This is a genomic window from Nocardiopsis akebiae, assembly GCF_018316795.1.
Taxonomy (GTDB): Bacteria; Actinomycetota; Actinomycetes; order Streptosporangiales; family Streptosporangiaceae; genus Nocardiopsis; species Nocardiopsis dassonvillei.
Map to the genome: position 1 here is coordinate 232443 of NZ_CP074132.1, position 18144 is coordinate 250586.

General features: G+C 71.6%; 16 protein-coding genes, 1 tRNA gene and 1 other RNA gene. 9 read left to right on the forward strand and 9 right to left on the reverse strand.

All coding sequences use genetic code 11. The features are described from left to right. Positions 1 to 309: 309 nt before the first annotated feature. Together KGD83_RS01040 and KGD83_RS01045 are read right to left on the reverse strand one after the other, a co-directional pair. Positions 310 to 394 (reverse strand) — tRNA-Ser (locus tag KGD83_RS01040). 68 nt (positions 395 to 462) lie between these two features. Beyond that, the gene (locus KGD83_RS01045; RefSeq protein WP_212642097.1) at positions 463 to 1821 is read right to left on the reverse strand and encodes a DUF2252 domain-containing protein; all 1359 of its coding nucleotides are present in this window, start codon (positions 1819 to 1821) and stop codon (positions 463 to 465) included. A 182-nt stretch (positions 1822 to 2003) separates the two neighbouring features. Here KGD83_RS01045 and ffs point away from each other — a divergent pair. Then, an RNA gene (gene ffs / locus KGD83_RS01050) (signal recognition particle sRNA small type) lies at positions 2004 to 2099 on the forward strand. Positions 2100 to 2207: 108 nt separating this feature from the next. Beyond that, positions 2208 to 4388: a DNA polymerase III subunit gamma and tau gene (locus KGD83_RS01055; protein WP_212642098.1), complete on the forward strand. Its 2181-nt coding sequence runs from the start codon at positions 2208 to 2210 to the stop codon at positions 4386 to 4388. Positions 4389 to 4612: 224 nt separating this feature from the next. Here the strand turns inward: KGD83_RS01055 and KGD83_RS01060 are convergent, their stop codons facing one another. Then, positions 4613 to 5239 (reverse strand): TetR/AcrR family transcriptional regulator, encoded by a 627-nt coding sequence (locus KGD83_RS01060; protein ID WP_212642099.1) that lies wholly within the window; start codon positions 5237 to 5239, stop codon positions 4613 to 4615. Positions 5240 to 5357: 118 nt separating this feature from the next. Between KGD83_RS01060 and KGD83_RS01065 the strand changes: the two genes are divergently transcribed. After that, positions 5358 to 5573 (forward strand): DUF6243 family protein, encoded by a 216-nt coding sequence (locus KGD83_RS01065; protein ID WP_212642100.1) that lies wholly within the window; start codon positions 5358 to 5360, stop codon positions 5571 to 5573. Positions 5574 to 5629: 56 nt separating this feature from the next. Here KGD83_RS01065 and KGD83_RS01070 read toward each other — a convergent pair whose 3' ends face one another. Continuing rightward, positions 5630 to 6895: a methyltransferase domain-containing protein gene (locus tag KGD83_RS01070; protein ID WP_212644220.1), complete on the reverse strand. Its 1266-nt coding sequence runs from the start codon at positions 6893 to 6895 to the stop codon at positions 5630 to 5632. A gap of 337 nt (positions 6896 to 7232) precedes the next feature. On the opposite strand from KGD83_RS01070, the gene KGD83_RS01075 reads away from it, so the two are divergent. From KGD83_RS01075 to KGD83_RS01090, 4 genes are all read left to right on the forward strand, one after another. Further along, positions 7233 to 7580, forward strand: coding sequence for a YbaB/EbfC family nucleoid-associated protein (locus KGD83_RS01075; RefSeq protein ID WP_017562872.1), 348 nt, complete (start codon positions 7233 to 7235; stop codon positions 7578 to 7580). A 222-nt stretch (positions 7581 to 7802) separates the two neighbouring features. Beyond that, positions 7803 to 8402: a recombination mediator RecR gene (gene recR / locus KGD83_RS01080; protein WP_212642101.1), complete on the forward strand. Its 600-nt coding sequence runs from the start codon at positions 7803 to 7805 to the stop codon at positions 8400 to 8402. A 202-nt stretch (positions 8403 to 8604) separates the two neighbouring features. Continuing rightward, positions 8605 to 9876, forward strand: a complete 1272-nt coding sequence (locus tag KGD83_RS01085) for an aspartate kinase (RefSeq protein WP_212642102.1) — start codon at positions 8605 to 8607, stop codon at positions 9874 to 9876. Then, complete coding sequence (locus KGD83_RS01090; RefSeq protein WP_212642103.1) at positions 9873 to 10934, forward strand: aspartate-semialdehyde dehydrogenase; 1062 nt, start codon at positions 9873 to 9875, stop codon at positions 10932 to 10934. Before KGD83_RS01085 ends, KGD83_RS01090 begins: the two co-directional genes overlap by 4 nt. Positions 10935 to 11104: 170 nt before the next feature. Here the strand turns inward: KGD83_RS01090 and KGD83_RS01095 are convergent, their stop codons facing one another. Beyond that, positions 11105 to 11848, reverse strand: coding sequence for a GntR family transcriptional regulator (locus KGD83_RS01095; RefSeq protein ID WP_013155802.1), 744 nt, complete (start codon positions 11846 to 11848; stop codon positions 11105 to 11107). A gap of 364 nt (positions 11849 to 12212) precedes the next feature. Here KGD83_RS01095 and KGD83_RS01100 point away from each other — a divergent pair, with 364 nt between their 5' ends. Further along, positions 12213 to 12560, forward strand: a complete 348-nt coding sequence (locus tag KGD83_RS01100; protein WP_212642104.1) for a PLD nuclease N-terminal domain-containing protein — start codon at positions 12213 to 12215, stop codon at positions 12558 to 12560. A gap of 193 nt (positions 12561 to 12753) precedes the next feature. Further along, a complete protein-coding gene (locus KGD83_RS01105; protein ID WP_212642105.1) occupies positions 12754 to 13401 on the forward strand; it encodes an endonuclease in 648 nt (215 codons plus the stop codon). A gap of 2 nt (positions 13402 to 13403) precedes the next feature. Here the strand turns inward: KGD83_RS01105 and KGD83_RS01110 are convergent, their stop codons facing one another. The 4 genes from KGD83_RS01110 to KGD83_RS01125 form a co-directional block, all read right to left on the reverse strand. Then, positions 13404 to 14183: a cupin domain-containing protein gene (locus KGD83_RS01110; protein ID WP_212642106.1), complete on the reverse strand. Its 780-nt coding sequence runs from the start codon at positions 14181 to 14183 to the stop codon at positions 13404 to 13406. A 76-nt stretch (positions 14184 to 14259) separates the two neighbouring features. Further along, entirely contained in the window at positions 14260 to 15369 is a 1110-nt protein-coding gene (locus KGD83_RS01115; RefSeq protein ID WP_249352069.1) for a hypothetical protein, read from the reverse strand. A 424-nt stretch (positions 15370 to 15793) separates the two neighbouring features. Further along, positions 15794 to 17107, reverse strand: coding sequence for a dihydrolipoamide acetyltransferase family protein (locus KGD83_RS01120; RefSeq protein ID WP_212642107.1), 1314 nt, complete (start codon positions 17105 to 17107; stop codon positions 15794 to 15796). A gap of 14 nt (positions 17108 to 17121) precedes the next feature. After that, positions 17122 to 18135 (reverse strand): alpha-ketoacid dehydrogenase subunit beta, encoded by a 1014-nt coding sequence (locus tag KGD83_RS01125; protein ID WP_212642108.1) that lies wholly within the window; start codon positions 18133 to 18135, stop codon positions 17122 to 17124. Between the last annotated feature and the right edge of the window lie 9 nt (positions 18136 to 18144).

Consider the following 18144-nt stretch of genomic DNA (forward strand, 5'->3'; position numbering starts at 1 on the left):
GCATTCATTATGCAACAAGTTGCAAAAAGGGTCGTGGGCGCACCTCGTGTACCGGGAAGCGGGCCCGGGCCGACCAGGAACAGGGGCGAGAGGCCGCCGAGGGACTGCGGGAGAGGGGCGGCCCAGGCCCCGGAACGGCCGACCGAGCCCAAAACTGAGACTACGAACGACGAAGGCCCCGACCGGTGTCCGGTCGGGGCCTTCGTTTCGGCTGCTGGCTTTCGGGGGTTCCAGGGGGTCGTCCCCCCGGGAAGCACTTCGGCCCGTGGGGAGGACGACCGAAGGTCGTCGACCACCACGGGCCGCTCGCGGAGGATAGGGGATTCGAACCCCTGAGGCGTTGCCACCAACACGCTTTCCAAGCGTGCGCCCTAGGCCACTAGGCGAATCCTCCGCGAACAACTCTACATGCCGCGACGGGGTGCTTCGAACAGGTTCCCGCGGCCCCGCCCGGCCCCGGGATCACAGGGCCCGGCTGGACCTCACCGCGCTGATGGCGTTGTTGCGGAAGGCGTCCACGAACAGCGAGTAGTCGGCCCGGGTCTGGGCCGCGTACCGGTGAGCGAAGTCCACGCACCACCGCGTGAACTCCGCCTCGCGGCCGTCGAGCACCTCCATGACCGCCTCCTCGGTCTGGCCGCGCACGAGCGTGGCGTCCGCGTGCGAGTCGGACACGCAGTGCGCCTTGGCGGTGGCGCGCCCCAGGTAGTCCAGCACCGGCGCGACCTCCGCGGGCTCGGTGAGGTCGTCCCAGTCCAGGTCGTTGGTGTAGGGGGAGACCTCGCTCACCACGAAGCCCACGGCGCCCATCTCGGTGTGGCCCAGCAGGGGGTCCGTGTGCGCCTGGAGCGCCCGCTGGGACACCGCGGTGCGGTGGCCGTGGTGCTGGAAGTAGTCCATGATGCGCTGGTCGGTCACCACCCGCGAGGGCGCGGCCACGTTGCCCTGCTTCATGGAAAGCACGATGTCGTTGTCCCACGCCTCCGACTGGCCCTCGATGAGCAGGGTGTAGGCGGGCAGCCCCGCCGAGCCGATCCCGAAGCCGCCGCTGCCCACCACGTCCTTGACCGCGTAGTTGATCGACGCGTACCGCCGGTCCTCGGGGATGGTGTCCAGGTAGGCCTCGTAGGCGGCCAGGACCCGCTCCCGCTCGGCGTCGTCCAGGCGGCGCGCCCGGGGGCCCTCGGTGAAGCGGCGGGTGTACCCGTCGCGGGACGTCATGGACGACAGCATCCCGGCGCGGCTGTTGAGCCGGGTCTTCTGGAGCACGTCGTGCACGGTGCCGTCGGTGTTGCCCAGCTTGAGCGAGAACTCCGAGTCGTCGCCCGTCGTCGCGAACTCGCGCACCTGGGCGATGTAGGCGTCGATGTAGTGCGGCAGGAGCGCGCTGATGTCCTCGTCGGACAGGGCCTTCTGCCAGCCCATCACCCCGATGCTGGCCGCGAACCTGAGCACGTCCCAGGTGAAGTGGCCGAGGTAGGCCTCGTCGAAGTCGTTGACGTCGAACACCAGCCGCCCGGTGGAGTCCATGTAGGTGCCGAAGTTCTCCGCGTGCAGGTCGCCCTGGATCCACACCCGCGAGGTGCGTTCGTCGGCCCAGGGGTCGTCCATGCCCGAGACGTCGTCGTAGAAGAGCGCGGCGCTGCCCCGGTAGAAGGCGAACGGGTTGGCCGCCATCTTGCGGAACTTGACGCGGAACGCCGCCGGGTCGGCGGCCATCAGGTCCGAGAAGGCGTTCTCCAGCGTGGCGACGATGAGGTCGCGGCGCTCCGGGGAGCTGTCGGTGGAATCGAGCCGGTCGAGCATGCCCATGCCGTCCATGATCTCTGAGAGGTTACGTGTGTGCCGGTCCGGGCCCCGTGGGCCCCGTGCCCGAGATGAGACGCCTGATGTGGGATGTGCGTTCCGCCCGGTGCCGGTGTTCGGGAGGGCGACGCGCTCCGGGGGAGGGGCCGGGGCGCGCACGGGTTGCCCGAGCGGTCCGGGGTTCGGATACACTCGGAGCAGACCCCTCGTGCGGCGTCACCCTATGAACCTCCCCAGGGCCGGAAGGCAGCAAGGATAAATGGGCTCTGGCGGGTGCGCGGGGGGTCCTTCGTCTTTCTCCGGCCCGGTCGAACCCCTCCCGGTCCCCGTCAACCGGCGCGAGCTGTCATGGCTCGCGGGTTGAATGGACACGTGGCAGGGACCAGGGGAGGAATCACACCGTGAGCATCGCGCTGTACCGCAAGTACCGGCCCGCGACGTTCGGCGAGGTGCGTGGCCAGGAACACGTGACGGACCCGCTGCGCCAGGCGCTGCGCAGCGGACGGATCAACCACGCCTACCTGTTCAGCGGCCCGCGCGGCTGCGGCAAGACCACCAGCGCCCGCATCCTGGCCCGCTCCCTCAACTGCGCCGAGGGCCCCACCCCCGACCCCTGCGGCACCTGCGACTCCTGCGTGGCACTGGCCCCCGACGGCGGCGGCAGCATCGACGTCATCGAGATCGACGCCGCCTCCCACGGCGGTGTGGACGACGCCCGCGACCTGCGCGAACGCGCCTTCTTCTCCCCGGTCAACTCGCGCTACAAGATCTACATCATCGACGAGGCGCACATGGTGACCCGGGAGGGCTTCAACGCCCTCCTCAAGCTGGTCGAGGAGCCCCCGCCGCACCTGAAGTTCGTGTTCGCGACCACCGAGCCCGAGAAGGTCATCGGCACGATCCGCTCGCGGACCCACCACTACCCGTTCCGCCTGATCCCGCCGAGCACCCTCAAGGAGCTCATGGAGGACCTCCTCAAGGAGGAGGGCGTCTCCTACGACCCGGCCGCGCTGCCGCTGGTCGTACGCGCGGGCGCGGGTTCGGCGCGCGACACGCTCTCGGTGCTGGACCAGCTCATCGCCGGTTCGGACGAGGGCGGTATCACCCGTGAGGGCGCAGTCTCCCTGCTGGGCTACACCGACTCCAGCCTGCTCGGCGAGATGGTCGACGCGCTCGGCGCCCGCGACGGCGCCGCCGTGTTCGGCCTGATCGACCGCGTGGTGGAGGGCGGGCTCGACCCGCGCCGGTTCACCACGGACCTGCTGGAGCGCTTCCGCGACCTGGTCGTCCTGGCCGCCGTGCCCGACGCCCTGGACAAAGGCCTGGTCAACGTCGACCCGGAGGCGACCGAGCGGATGAAGGACCAGGCCGCGCGTCTGGGCCCGGCCGAGCTGAGCCGCGCGGCCGACATCCTCAACCAGGGCCTGACCGAGATGCGCGGCGCCACCGCGCCCCGTCTGCTGCTGGAACTCATGTGCTCGCGGGTGCTGCTCCCGGCCGCCGACGGCGACCAGGGCGTGGCCCTGCTGGCCCGCCTGGAGCAGATGGAACGCCGGATCGCCTCCGGTGCCGTCGCCCCCTCAGCCGCTCCGGTCCAGCCCGCCCCCGCCCCCGCGCCCGCACCGGTCGCACCGGCCTCCCCGGTTGTGCCCTCCGAGCCCGTGCGCGCCGCCGCGGCTCCCGCCCCGTCGGTCGCTCCGGCCCCTCCGGAGGCCCCCGCCACCCCGGCCCCGGCACAGCAGCGCTCCGAGCCCGCGGGCTGGGACGCCCCGGCCGAGCCGGCCGCCCCCGCGCGGAGCCAGACGCCGGCGGCGTCCGGCGGTCCCCTGGACCTGGGGCGCGTGCAGGGCGCCTGGCCGCAGATCCTGGAGGCGGTCAAGGGCCGCCGCCGGTTCACCTGGATGGTGCTGAGCGGCAGCGACGTCCGTCCGGTGGGCGTGGAGGGCAACGCCGTCCTGCTCGGCTTCTCCCGGCCCAACGAGGCCAAGGGCTTCAGCAACAGCGGCAGCGACCAGGTGGTTGCCGCCGCGATCCAGCAGGTCCTGGGCATGGAGGTGCGCGTCGCCGCCGCGGGCAGCGCCGCCGCGGCCTCCGCCGCCCCCGCGCGCAGGCCCGAGCCCGCGCGCCGGACCGAACCCGCCGGATGGGACGCGCCCGCTCCCGAGGCCGGGCGGCCCGCGGCGCCCGAACCAGCGCCGCAGGCGGCCTCCGGTCCGAACCCCGGACAGGCCCCGGAACCCGCTCCGGCCCCGGCCCCCGCGCCGACCGGTCCGCCGCCGGACCGCGTCGTCACCGGACTCCAGGAACCGCCGCCCGACCCCTACGAGGACGCGGCCGCCGCGCCGCCGCCCGAGTACGGCGACTCCTCGCCCCCGGTCGAGCAGGCTCCCCGTCCCGCTGCGCCGCGGCCCGAGACCGCGGCGCCGCCCACCGGAGCCGCCTCCGCGGGCGCCGTCGGCGGCGCGGATGCCTCCGGGGCTTCCAGCGCCTCGGGGACGTCGGGCGCCGGGCTGATCGAGTCCGAGCTCGGCGGCCGGGTCATCGACGAGATCGAGCACGAGGCCCCGGACCCGTCCCTCTAGGCTGTGTTCTTTTGGACCCTCCGCTCCGCTTCGTTCCACCCGTCGCCCGCCACCACCTCAACCGACGCCTACGGCGCGGTTCCCCCACGGGAACCCGCCTCCGGCCCCTCCGGAACCCCGTGGGCGCACGAACCGACCCCCCCGCAAGCCGAGACCGGTGCAAAGAACGGGCCCAGCGACGCCCCTCCGGCCTCCGGGTTCGCCGCTGAAGGGCGCCCTCGCGACTATTCGCGGGGGCGCAGCGCGCGCAGCACCACGTCCACGAGCTCGTCCACGTACTCGTGCGTGAGCGGCCCGGTGCGCAGCAGCCAGCGTTGGTGGAACGGCCCGAGGAACAGCTCCGTGGCCAGCCGCAGGTCGATCTCCGGGTCCACCTCGCCCGCCGCCACTGCGGAGCGCAGCCGGTCCTCGAAAACCCGCGCGTTCGGGCCCATCAGGCGTTCCTGGACGATCTCGGCGAAGACCGGGTCGTGCTGGATCTCGGCGGTGAACGCGCGCGTGGTCCGGTCCATCTCCGGGATGCGGAACTCGTCCGCCGTGGCGCGGAGCACCGTCCGCATGTCCTCGGCCAGGTCGCCGGTGTCGGGCAGGGGTTCACCGGCGACCCCGCCGGTCAGCGCGGTGAACACGTCCAGGACGACGGCCGCCTTGGACGGCCACCAGCGGTAGATGGTCTGCTTGCCGACCCTGGCCCTGGCGGCGATCGCCTCCATCGTGAGCCCGGCGTAACCGACCTCGCCCATCAGCTCGGCGGCGGCGTCGACGATGGCGCGCCGCGCGCGTTCGCTGCGGCGGCGGGGATCGGGACCGCGGCGGACCCTGGGCTCTTCCTGCGCGGTGTTCTCTGCCATACCTGCCACGTTAACCGCTGAAAAATGACGAGACGTATCGTCTTGGTGCCGATATCCTGCGGAGGTCGGATCGACTCGCCGAGGCGTCTCGCCTCGTCTGGAGGGAAAGGAGGTCCGCGTGGGCAGGAACAGCGACAACCTTCTGGGTATGGGCGGACAGCGCAACACCGTCTCGCGCTCCGCGCTTCGCGGGGGCAAGGGCGGCGGCCGGGGCGGCCCCAGCGACGACGCCGTGGAGCGCAAGCAGGAGCTGCTGCGCAAGCTCCGCGAGAAGCAGGGCAAGGACGCGAACGCGGAGCACGAGGAGACCGAAGGCGCCCGGGGACAGGCGTGAGCGCGCGGCGACGGCCCCCTCCGAGGGGGCCGTCGGCGTCCGCGCACCCCGCGCGGTCACACCGTCCAGCCCCGTCCGTCCGGTGAGTCCAGCCACACCCGGTGCGTGCCGTCGGCGCCCACTGACAGCCCGAACCGGTCCGGGTCGGGCGCGCCCAGCCGGGCCCACAGCTCCAGGGCCTCCTCGAACTCGTCCCAGATGCTCCTCGGGCCGCCCTGCTCGATCATCCACGAGGTGCCGTAGGGGTACACGCGCACCCACGAGGAGCCGCTCCGGTCGAACACCCACACGCCCGACCCGGTGCCGATCCACCGCCGCCGCACCCGCCAGCCCGGCACCATCACCGACAGCGCGAACGCCGACTGGAAGGACATCAGCGGCGCCACGGGGTCGGTCTGCGTGAGCCGGTACTCGTCTGGCTGCTGCCCCGAGTCCCGTACCGGGCGGGGCTGGGCGTCGGGGGTCCTCAGCGGTACGAACCCCACACCGCCGTGGAAGCTCGCCCGCGCCGAGCCGTCACCGGGGCACTCCACGCGCGCGATCACCCCGGCACCCTCCAGCAGTCCCCACGGGCACACCACCAGGCCGTCGGGGCGCAGCTGCTCCACCCACGCGGGCGGCACGCGGCGCACGCCGCAGGTCGAGGTGATCCGGTCGTAGGGCGCGTCGGGCGGGTACCCCTCGTAGCCGTCGGCCACGTGGACGGCGGGGGAGTAGCCCTCCGCGCGCAGGGCCTCGCGGGCGACCCCGGCCAGGCGCGGGTCGGTCTCCACGGACGTGACGGCGCTGTCGCCGAGCCGGTGCGCCAGCAGGGCGGTGTTCCAGCCGGTCCCGGTGCCCACCTCCAGGACCCTCTGCCCGTTGGCGAGGTCGGACAGCTCCAGCATGCGGGCCAGGACCCGGGGCGCCGAGACGGACGAGGTCGCCGCCTCCGCCCGCTCCCGGGGGTCCGGGCCGCTCGGCCCCCGCCGCCCGGCCCCGGACTCCCCGGCGTCGTGGGCGCGCTGTTCCCGGGGCTCCGGCTCCTCTTCGCCGGGCGCCCGGAATCCGGGGGCCCGGGGGTCGGGAGCCTCCCGGTACGCGGACGGGTCCGGGCCGTCGACCTGGGTCACGATGGCGTTGTCGGCGTACACGGCCGCCAGCCACCGCTCGGGGTTGCTGTTGGCGTTGAGGGCGGTCCCGTGCGCGGTCAGCGCGCCGGTCTCGGGGACGAACCGGTGTCTGGGCACCGACCGGAACGTGTCGGTGAGGGCGGCGTCGGTCAGCGTGCCGTCCGCGACCATCGCCTCGACCAGCGCCGAGTGGCGCTCTCTGGCGGTCAACACGTCCTCACTCCCCCGTGGCTCTCAGCGCTGCCGGTGGCGCCCGAGGGCACTACCGGAACTCTTGTGCCCCGCAGAACACCTTTTCAACCGAGAGTGATGTTAGCGCCACTCTTGGTTCTCACTCCTGGTAGGTGCCCTTTCGGGAGAGTCGTCCTACCGGCGGGGCACCGCTTCCCCCGAGGGGCGGCCCGCCCGTCTCCTCCCCTTCCCTCCCGCGGCCCACCGGCCCGCCCGCATGTTCGCTGATGACCGGTTACGCTCACAGCAACAGCGACATGACAGCGAGACCAAGCACGAAGAGTGCGGCGAGGAGACGGCCGTGAACCCTGGCGGAATGGACATGCAGGCCCTGCTCCAGCAGGCCCAGCAGATGCAGCAGCAGCTCGTGGAGGCCCAGCAGGCGCTGGAGGACGCCGAGGTCGAGGGCACCTCCGGCGGTGGCCTGGTGAAGGTCAAGCTGAGCGGGCGCGGACAGGTCGAGGACGTGACCGTCGCCCCCGAGGCGATCGACCCGGCCGACCCCGCCGAGAGCGCCCAGACCGTCGCGGACCTGGTCCTGGCGGCCATCCGCGACGCAGAGGCGCAGGTGGAGCGGCTCCAGCAGGAGAAGATGGGCCCGCTCGCCGAGGGCCTGGGCGGCGGCGGGATGCCCGGCGGCATGCCCGGTCTGCCCGGCTTCTAGCCCGGTCCGCGAAAGCCGCACGGACTTCCCGGGGCCGGTCCTCGGACCGGTCCCGGCACCGCTTCACAGGCCGGTCCCCGGAGGCGGTCCCGGTGGCGGCAACGGCACCGGGAGCGGGCGGACGGGTCCCGGCGTACGCGCGAGTCCTCCGCGCCGGATACGGTGGGGGAACGGGGCCGCGGACCGCCCCGGCAGACCCGGTCCGTCACTGATGGGTAGGCGATGTACGAAGGCGCGGTGCAGAATCTGATCGACGAGCTCGGGCGGCTGCCCGGCGTCGGTCCGAAAAGCGCGCAGCGCATCGCCTTCCACCTCCTGTCCGCCGAGCACGCCGACGTCAAACGCCTCGTCAGCGCGCTCGTCGAGGTCAAGGAGAAGGTGCGCTTCTGCTCGGTCTGCGGCAACGTCGCCGAAGAGGACCAGTGCCGCATCTGCCGTGACGTCCGCCGCGATCCCGCCGTCATCTGCGTGGTCGAGGAGTCCAAGGACGTCGTCGCCATCGAGCGCACCCGCGAGTTCCGGGGCCGCTACCACGTCCTGGGCGGCGCCATCAGCCCCATCGAGGGTGTGGGCCCCGACGACCTGCGCATCAAGGAACTCATGACCCGCCTGGCCGACGGCCAGGTGACGGAGCTGATCCTGGCCACGGATCCCAACCTGGAAGGGGAGGCCACCGCGACCTATCTGGCGCGGCTGGTCAAACCCATGGGGTTGAAGGTGACCCGTCTGGCCAGCGGCCTGCCCGTGGGCGGCGACCTGGAGTACGCCGACGAGGTCACCCTCGGCCGTGCCTTCGAGGGCCGCCGCAGCCTGGAGTTCTAGCGCGTCGCGCTCTGGAGTTCTAGCTCACATTCGCCGTTCATCCGCGCGAAACACGAGTAACCTCCGCCTGACCGGGTAAGCCCCATCGCCGGTGTGTCAAGACGCCACGCCCTCCCTTCGCAGGTCAGATGGGGTGGACGAGGACGTCTGTGACTACACTCCATTTCATTGTCTGGATCCCAACTCCTCAGGAGCATCGATCGTGGCCCTAATCGTGCAGAAGTACGGTGGGTCTTCCGTGGCAGACGCGGAAGCCATCAAGCGAGTAGCCCAGCGGATCGTCGCTCAGAAAAAGGCGGGATATGACGTCGTCGTCGTGGTCTCGGCCATGGGCGACACCACCGACGAACTCCTGGACCTGGCCGAGCAGGTCAGCCCGATGCCGCCGGCCCGCGAACTGGACATGCTGGTCACCGCGGGCGAGCGCATGTCCATGGCACTCGTGGCGATGGCCATCGAGAACCTGGGGTTCGAAGCCAGGTCCTTCACCGGTTCCCAGGCCGGTGTGATCACCACGTCGCTGCACGGCAACGCCAAGATCATCGACGTGACCCCGGGCCGGATCCAGGAGGCCGTGGGCGAGGGCGCGATCTGCATCGTCGCCGGGTTCCAGGGCGTCTCCCAGGACACCAAGGACATCACGTCCCTGGGCCGGGGCGGCTCCGACACCACCGCCGTCGCGCTGGCCGCCGCCCTGGAGGCCGACGCCTGCGAGATCTACAGCGACGTCGACGGTGTGTTCACCGCCGACCCGCGCATCGTGCCGAGCGCCCAGCGCATCCCCCAGATCTCCTACGAGGAGATGCTGGAGATGGCGGCGTCCGGGACCAAGATCCTGCACCTGCGCTGTGTCGAGTACGCGCGTCAGTACAACATCCCCCTTCACGTCCGTTCATCTTTCAGCCAGAAGCCAGGGACCTGGGTCGTCCCGGAAGTCGAGGAAAGCGAAGGCATGGAACAGCCGATCATCTCCGGTGTCTCTCACGACCGGAGCGAAGCCAAGATCACCGTCGTCGGCGTGCCCGACAAGATCGGTGAGGCCGCGACGATCTTCCGGGCCCTGGCCGACGCCGAGATCAACATCGACATGATCGTCCAGAACGTGTCGGCGGTCTCCACCTCGCGCACCGACATCTCCTTCACGGTCCCCAAGGACTTCGGCAAGGAGGCCGTCGCCGCGCTCAAGAAGGTGCAGGACAAGGTCGGGTTCGAGTCCCTGCGCTACGACGACAAGATCGGCAAGGTGTCGCTGATCGGCGCGGGCATGCGCTCCTACCCGGGCGTCACCGCCCGCTTCTTCGACGCGATCGCCGGTTCGAGCACCAACGTGGAGATGATCTCCACCTCGGAGATCCGCATCTCGGTGATCGTCGAGGAGGACCAGATCGACGCGGCGGTCCGCGCCGCCCACAGCGAGTTCCAGCTCGACGCCGACCAAGTCGAGGCTGTCGTCTACGGAGGTACCGGCCGATGAGCAACCGTCTTCCCACCCTCGCCGTCGTCGGCGCCACCGGCGCCGTCGGCACCGTGATGCTGGACATCCTGACCCAGCGCGAGAACGTCTGGGGCGAGATCCGCCTCGTCGCCTCCCCGCGCAGCGCGGGCAAGGTCCTGCGCGTGCGCGGCGAGGACGTCGTGGTCCAGGCCCTGGCCCCCGAGGTCTTCGACGGCGTCGACGTCGCCATGTTCGACGTCCCCGACGAGGTGTCCAAGGAGTGGGCGCCGGTCGCCGCCGCCCGCGGCGCGGTCGCCGTCGACAACTCCGGCGCGTTCCGCATGGACCCCGACGTCCCGCTCGTGGTGCCCGAGGTCAACGCGGACCAGGTTCGCAACCGCCCGCGCGGCATCATCAGCAACCCCAACTGCACCACCCTGTCGATGATCGTGGCCATCGGTGCCCTGCACCGCGCCTACGGCGTCACCGACCTGGTGGTCTCCTCCTACCAGGCCGCCTCCGGCGCCGGCCAGGAGGGCATCGACACCCTGCGCGACCAGATGGCCAAGGCCGGTGCCGACCGCAGCCTGGGCGACGCGGCGGGCGACGTGCGCGCCGCAGTCGGCGAGCTGGGCCCGTTCCCGGCGCCGCTGGCCTACAACGTCGTTCCGTGGGCGGGTTCGCTCAAGGACGGCGGCTGGTCCTCGGAGGAGCTCAAGGTCCGCAACGAGTCCCGCAAGATCCTGGGCCTGCCCGACCTGCGCGTCTCGGCCACCTGTGTCCGCGTCCCCGTGATCACCACCCACTCGCTGGTCGTGCACGCGTCCTTCGCCGAGGAGGTGCCCGCCGACGCCGCCCGCGAGCTGCTCGGCTCCGCGGAGGGCGTCCGGGTCCAGGACGACCCGGCCAACGGCGAGTTCCCGACCCCGGCCGACGTCGTGGGCACCGACCCGACCTGGGTCGGCCGCATCCGCCAGTCGCTGGACGACCCGAAGTCGCTGGACCTGTTCCTGTGCGGCGACAACCTGCGCAAGGGCGCCGCGCTCAACACGGCGCAGATCGCCGAGGTCGTGGCCGGGGAGTTCACCCGGGCCTGACCGCGCACACCGCCGGGCGACTCCAACCGGTCACTCCGTGTGACGGGGAACGGTTGGGTGGAGCAGACGTCCGGTGGTGTCCGAACCGGAGCGACGACCGGTGAACGGTGAGGGCGGCGGCCCCCTCCTGAAGGGGAGGGGCCGCCGCCCTCACTCGTGTCCGGGCCGGTTCAGTACCGCCGCGGGTCGCCGACGCGGCGGGGCCGGGCCAGTGTCAGTTTGTAGAGGAGTCGACACTGCTCGGAGGAGCCGATCAGGTCGGAGGTCTCCACCGGCCGGTTGCCGCTGAAGTGGGTGCGCTCCACCACCAGCACGGGTATCCCCGGCGCCGACCCGAGCAGGGAGGCCTCGGAGTCGCGCAGCGCGCGGACGCCCACCTCCTCCACCACGCGGTCGACCGGGTGGCCCGCCGCACTGAGCCGTTCGAGCAGCCCGCTGCCGGGCGAGCTGTCGAAGGGGGTGCGCAGGGTGCCCGCGGTCAGGGACGCGGGCTCCCAGGACCGGTGCAGCGTGATCGGCAGTTCCGAGGACAGTCCGCGCGAGGTGGTGCGGTACACCGGTTCCCCCTCGCGCAGCCGCAGCCGCAGGCTCAGCGGCGGCGCGCACTGCTCCTGCTCGGTGCCGATCGACTCACGGCTGAGCCGCCCCAGGCCGGAGCCTGAGGAGGAGTCGGTCCGGCAGATCCGGAAGAGTTCGGGGACGGTGCGTACGTAGTACCCGGAGCCGGGCCTGGACTCGACCAGGCCCTCGGTGACCAGTAGCCGGAGCGCGGTGCGGGAGATCTGCTCGCTGACCCGGTAGGAGCGCGCCAGCCGGGTCCGGGAGGGCAGACGCGTGCCGGGCGGCAGTTCGCCGCTCAGTATCGGCCCGCGCAGCTGTTCCGCCAGCCAGAGGTACCTGGGTTGCCTGCCCACGGTCACCGGGCCTCGGCCGTGCGGCCTCCCGTCACCCGTTGGTCTCTGCGCTTGGCCAGGGGGACGGGGACGCCGTGGTCGACGGTGCCGGGGCCGCCACCGTCTCCGGTGGGGGACCCGGGGGAGAGAAGGGGAGTGAACCTGCCAGATCGCCGAAGCTCGCCCATGGTTCCCAGTAAAGCAGCGAGAGGGCCTGACAGGTGGACTTACCTGAAAGTAGTGACGTGCGTTCGGAAAGTCACCACGGAAACGGAATCCGGTCCTTGCGTAGTGGAAACGCCCGAAAACCGGAAGCACCACGGAATCCTCCGCTCAAAAGGTTACTCTGCGTAACAATAGGGAGTGTGCCTTGTTGGGGGAGACCATGATCACGAACCTCGCGGACCGCGCGGACACGGCCGTCACCTGGATGAGCGGGATCTTCGGAGTGGCCCTGGCGCTCGTGGGCCTGGCACTGCTGGTCCTGCTCCTCGCCGCGGTCATCTCGGCGCTGGTCGACCGCGACACCTCCGCGGGCGGCAAGCTGCTGTGGGTCATCTTCATCCTCTGGTTCCCGCTGTTCGGGGCGATCGCCTGGTTCGTGGTGGGCCGCAAGGGCCACCTCAACCGCTTCCTCGGCATCGACAAGGGGAGGGCGCGCCACACGATCCCGGCCAGCGTCGGCCAGCACAGCGACGTGCCGCCCCACCGCAACGGACTGAGCCACGCCTGAGCCCGGCGCCTGGCGCCGCGGCGGGGAGGAGAGCCCCGGAACCGGGACGGGACCCGGATCCGGGGCTCTCCCGCGTCCGGTGCCGGAAGGGCGGGGCCGTACACAGCCTGTGGACAAGCGCGTCAGCGTCCTCCGGCCGGGTATCAGCCCTGTACCAGGACGCATCCGACCACACCTGGAAGGGGACCGGGAGATGGCCAGGAACGCCGACGTCGCCCGCGCCGTGGTGGACGAGGCGGGGACGACCCTCGCCGCCGAGGCCGGGATCCGGATGGCGGACAGACCCTCGGCGCTGTGGCAGTTGCTGGTGCTGGTGAACCTGCTGTCCGCGCGCGTCTCGGCGCGGATCGCGATCGCCGCCGCCCGTGAGCTGAACGAGGCGGGCGGCACGACCCCCGACGGCATGGCCTCGCTCAGCTGGCAGGACCGCGTGGACGCGCTGGGGCGCGGGCACTACGTGCGCTACGACGAGAGCACCGCCACCCGGCTGGGCGAGTGCGTCGACCGGGTGCGCGAGGAGTACCAGGGCGACCTGCGCAGACTCGGGGAGCGCTCCGAGCACCGGGCGAGCCGGGTGGAGTCGATGGTCCGGGAGTTCTCCGGCATCGGTCCGACGGGCGCCGTGATGTTCTGCCGGGAGGTGCAGGCGGTGTGGCCCTGGCTGCGGCCCTACACCGACAAGTACGTACTGGGCGGGGCCAAGAAGGTCGGCCTGCCGGAGGACGGCGGCAAGCTCGCCAGGCTCGTGGAGGGTGACGAGGTCGCGAACCTGGCGGCCGGGCTGGCCCGCATCGCGCGGGACGGTGACCTCGCCGACCGCGTCCGCCAGAGGGTCGGGTGAGGTCAGAGCGCCTCGAAGTCGGCGAAGTCGAAACCGGGGGAGACGAAGCAGCTGACCAGTGCCTCCTCGCCGCCCAGCGGGCGTGCGGCCTGCCAGGTGCCGGCGGGGACCACCGCCTGGAGGCGTTCCCCCCGCTCGATCCCCGAGCCCAGGGTCACCTGCCCGTCGGGCTCCGGTGCTCCTCCCGTGCCGCCGTACTCCAGTACCAGGGGCCCGCCCCGGTTGAACACCCACACCTCGTCGGAGCGCACCCGGTGCCAGCGCGACTCCTCCCCGGGGCCGAGCAGGAAGTGGATGCCGGTGGCGGTGGACCGCGGCCCCGGGTAGCTCTCCGCGTGCACGGTGACGCCGCTGTGCCAGGTCTGCCGGTACCAGCCGCCCTCGGGGTGCGGCAGCAGGTCCAGCGCCTCGGCCGTGGCGGTGCGCTCCTCGGCGCCCGTGTAGCGGCCCGAGGGATCGCGGCGCAGGTAGCGCACGCCCGTCACGGCCCCGCGGGGGACGGGACCGTAGACGTGCGGGAAGAGGGTGTCTTCTCCGACGCCCGGCGGCGGGGCGGGTTCGGCGGCCTCCCAGCGCACCTCGCAGCCGACCGCGTCGGTGTCCACGACGAGGGCGACCAACTGTCCGGCGGCGCTGGTGTAGAAGGCGTTGGCCACCGCCAGCAGCGTGGGCTCGTCCGGCGAGGCGTGCACGAACCCCTGTGTGCGCAGCGAGTCGGCCTCGATGTCGCCGCTGCCGGAGGTCCAGCGTTCGAGTTCGGTCATGTGCAGCACGTTGGGCATGCGGCCGACCGTACACCAGCCGGGGCGAGGCGGGTCGTCGTCCACAGGCTGTGGACAACGGCGCGGGCAAACGCGGTCACAGGTCCGCCGTCGTCTCCGCTGTCTGAAGCGAGTGCAGTGACGTGTAGCGCTGGTCCGGGGTGAGGGCGGCTCCGTCTCCGGCCCGCTCGTCGGGCAGGTCGGCCGAAAGCTCGCGGTGGCGGGGGTCCCCGTCGCGGGTGAGGAGGAAGACCTGATAGCGGCCCTCGCGCCAGCCCCGGGCCCGGGAGGCCTGGATGACCTCGGCGATCCTGCGGTCGTCGGAATCCGGCGAGGCCAGGAGCCGTGCGACGGCTCCGGGGGACCACTCGACCTGGTCGCGCCGGTGGACGATCGCGGGCACCGCGGCCTTGACCTCCCCGTCGGAGTGGAAGGCGATCCGTTCCACGTCCCGGAAGAAGCGGCCCGCCCGGCAGACGTAGGCGTGGCACTCCCGGTAGAGCGGCCAGGCGTCGTCGGCGGCCACGACCACGGTGTCCTCGGTGTCGACGGGGCGCTGCCGGTACACCCGCATCGCCCGGCTGCGCCGCCTGAGCCAGGCGGCCACCCGGGGGTCGATGTACTCGGCCGCCTCGAAGATCCGCCGGATCTCGAAGGGGATGTCGACGTTGAGCATGGAGTCGTGGTGGGCCAGGCGGTTCCTGAACTTGTGCACCCCGTCCAGGGCGACGGAGACCTCCTTGCGCTGTCCCGAGGAGTGCGGGAAGGCCCGGTGCAGGCATTCGCGCCACAGCTGCTCGTACCTCGCGCCCACGAGGCCGGACCAGAACCCGAAGGTCAGGCCCGCCACGATCTGGTCGCGTGTCTCGCGCGGAGCGGGGAAGCGCGTGGTGTTCCCGCGCAGGCGCTGGCGTACGAAGCCCACGGCCTCGCCGACGTACTCGCCGCCGGGTACGGGCGTGAGGAACCAGGGGATGCCGCTGGCGTCCTCCCGGTAGTGGTCGCGCAGGCAGCGGTCCAGGGTGTTGCGCAGCAGGACCTCCAGGTGGCCGACGTCCTCGAACGCCGCCGCGGCCATGCGGCCGCTCCACTCGTACACCGCGAGGGCGGCGTGTCTGTCGCCCCCGGTCATGTCGAGGTAGGGGGCCATCCGGGGCTCGGAGAGCCGACTCCACACGAGGTCAACGTCATCATCGACACCAGGCATGCGGAGAGGCTATCTTTGCGGGGAACGCCCCGGTGCCGCCTCTGTCTCATGCGCCCGGGGCTTTGCCGTGCCTTCCTGCCCGGTCCGGAGGCGGCCGGATCACTGTGTGGACGCGGGCGGCCGGAACCGTTCAGGCCGCCGCCGTGCCGCCCCGGTGACGTGTTCCTCCGTCCGCTCGCCCGGCTGTCCACAGGTTGTGGACGACGGTGGCCGCCGCGCCGGTGCCGGAGCGGTGCCGAGCCGCTCTGCCGACTCGTCGCCGTGTCGACTCGTCGGCATGTCCTCGTGTCCGCTCGTCCCCGCGTCCACTCGTCCACAGGCTGTGGACGGAACCCGCCGCGCCAGTCCGGGCGCGACGGTCCGGGGAACGACGGACGCCCCGGCCGTTCCCGGCCGGGGCGTCGCGTGTACCGAGCGCCGGACGCTACAGGATGATCCGCATCGGCTCCTCAAGGATCTCCGCGAGGTCCTTGAGGAACGCGGCGCCCACGGCGCCGTCCACCGCGCGGTGGTCCACCGACAGCTCCAGGGAGATCCGGTTGCGCACGGCGACCTCGCCGTCCACGACCACCGGCTCCTGGCGCATCGCGCCGACCGCGAGGATGGCCGCCTCCGGCGGGTTGATCACCGCGGAGAAGCTGTCCACGCCGAACATGCCCAGGTTGGACACGCTGAACGTGCCGCCGCTCATCTCCTGCGGCTTGAGCTTGCCGTCACGGGCCTTGCCCGCCAGCTCGCGCGTGCGCGTGGAGATCTCCGACAGCGTCGCCTTGTCCGTGTCGTGCAGCACCGGCACCACGAGCCCGGCGTCCACGGCCACGGCCACACCCACGTTGACCCGGTGGTGCTGGAGCAGCTTGTCGTCCACCCACGAGGTGTTCACCGCCGGGTGCAGCTTCAGCGCCGTCGCGCTGGCCTTGACGATCAGGTCGTTGAAGCTGACCTTCACGCCCGTGCTGGACAGCTGCTCGTTGATCTGCGCGCGGAAGGCCTTGAGCGCCTCGGCGTCGATCGTGCGGCGAAGGTAGAAGTGCGGCACCGTCTGCTTGCTCTCGGTCAGGCGGCGCGCGATCACCTTGCGCACGTTGCTGACCTTGAGCTCCTCGGAGGCGCGGCCGTCGTCGAAGGCCGGGGCGGACGCGGCCCGCTCGGCGGAGGGCTTGGCCTCCTCCTTTGCCTCCACGGCGTGCGGCGTCTCCTCGGCGGCCGAACCCTTCTCCCGGGCTGCCTCGATGTCGGCGCGCACGATCCGGCCCTTGGGGCCCGACCCCTGGATCTTGTTGATGTCCAAGCCGTACTCCTTGGCCAGGCGCCGGGCCAGCGGGGAGGTGCGCGGGCGCGCGGCCTCGTCGGCGGAGGCCGGAGCGGATTCCCCGGACTCCTCAGCCTCCTTCTCCGTGCCCTCGGCGGCCTCCTGGATCTCCTCCGCCTTCTCGCCCTGCTCCTCCGCGGCGGGCTCGGGCTCCGAGCCGCCGTCGCCGGAGTCCTCGGGCACCGCGTCCGGGGAGTCGGCGATCACGCCGATGACCGCGCCGATCGGCACCGTCTCACCCTCGGAGACGGACTGCTTGACCAGGTAGCCGTCCTCGTAGGCCTCGTACTCCATGACGGCCTTGTCGGTCTCGATCTCGACCAGGACGTCACCGGAGGCGACCTTGTCGCCCACGTTCTTGACCCACGTGCTGATGACGCCTTCCTCCATGGTGTCGGAGAGGCGCGGCATCTGGATCTCGCTCATGCTTGAAACTCCCTCTACCCGACCCGTTTGCCGACGGCGCTCAGGGTCTCCTTGATGGCGGTGCTGATCGACTCGACCGACGGCAGGGCCGCCGTCTCCAGCGGCTTGGCGTAGGGCATGGGGACCTCCGCCATCGCCACCCGGCGGACCGGGGCGTCGAGGTAGTCGAAGGCGCCCTCCTGGATCGAGGCGGCGATCTCCGCGCCGATCCCGTAGGTCAGCCAGTCGTCCTCGCAGATCACCGCGGAGCCGGTCTTCTTGACCGAGTCCACGAAGGTCTGGCGGTCCAGCGGCCGCAGGCTGCGCAGGTCGACGACCTCGACGTCGATGTCCTCCTCGGCCAGCTTCTCGGCGACCTGGTTCGCGACCATGGCCATCCGGGAGTAGCCGATGAGGGTGACGTCGCTGCCCTCGCGGGTGACCTTGGCGCGGCCGATCGTGGCGACGTCGTCGTTCTCCGGCTCGGCGTAGTCGTCGGGGACCTCGCCCTTGGAGTTGTACAGGCCCAGGTTCTCCAGGAACAGGACCGGGTCGTCGTCGCGGATCGCCGCGCGCAGCATCTGCGAGGCCTCGGCCGGGGTGCTGGGAGCGAGCACCTTCAGGCCGGGGATGAACGAGTAGAACAGCTCGATGTTCTGCGAGTGCGTGGCGCCGAGCTGCTGGCCGCCGCCGCCGGGCGTGCGGATGACCATGGGCACGCTCGTCTGTCCGCCGAACATGCCGTAGATCTTGGCGGCGTGGTTGATGATCTGGTCGATGGCGATCAGCGAGAAGTTGATCGTCATCAGCTCGACGACCGGGCGCAGGCCCAGCATGGCCGCGCCGACGGCCGCGCCGACGAAGCCCTCCTCGGCGATCGGGGTGTCCTTGACCCTGCGCGGGCCGAACTCCTTGAGCAGGCCCTCGGTGATCTTGTAGGAGCCCTCGAAGACGCCGATCTCCTCGCCCATGACGAGGACGTTCTCGTCGCGGACCATCTCGGCGCGAAGGGTGTCCCGCAGAGCCTGGCGGTAAGTGATCACAGACATGTGGGTTCC

Coding starts and splice junctions, on each gene's coding strand:
- KGD83_RS01045 (WP_212642097.1), bottom strand. CDS start 1,821: ATGGACGGCATGGGCATGCTCGACCGGCTCGATTCCACCGACAGCTCC.
- KGD83_RS01060 (WP_212642099.1), bottom strand. CDS start 5,239: ATGGCAGAGAACACCGCGCAGGAAGAGCCCAGGGTCCGCCGCGGTCCC.
- KGD83_RS01075 (WP_017562872.1), top strand. CDS start 7,233: ATGGACATGCAGGCCCTGCTCCAGCAGGCCCAGCAGATGCAGCAGCAG.
- recR (WP_212642101.1), top strand. CDS start 7,803: ATGTACGAAGGCGCGGTGCAGAATCTGATCGACGAGCTCGGGCGGCTG.
- KGD83_RS01090 (WP_212642103.1), top strand. CDS start 9,873: ATGAGCAACCGTCTTCCCACCCTCGCCGTCGTCGGCGCCACCGGCGCC.
- KGD83_RS01100 (WP_212642104.1), top strand. CDS start 12,213: ATGATCACGAACCTCGCGGACCGCGCGGACACGGCCGTCACCTGGATG.
- KGD83_RS01105 (WP_212642105.1), top strand. CDS start 12,754: ATGGCCAGGAACGCCGACGTCGCCCGCGCCGTGGTGGACGAGGCGGGG.
- KGD83_RS01110 (WP_212642106.1), bottom strand. CDS start 14,183: ATGCCCAACGTGCTGCACATGACCGAACTCGAACGCTGGACCTCCGGC.
- KGD83_RS01115 (WP_249352069.1), bottom strand. CDS start 15,369: ATGCCTGGTGTCGATGATGACGTTGACCTCGTGTGGAGTCGGCTCTCC.
- KGD83_RS01120 (WP_212642107.1), bottom strand. CDS start 17,107: ATGAGCGAGATCCAGATGCCGCGCCTCTCCGACACCATGGAGGAAGGC.
- KGD83_RS01125 (WP_212642108.1), bottom strand. CDS start 18,135: ATGTCTGTGATCACTTACCGCCAGGCTCTGCGGGACACCCTTCGCGCC.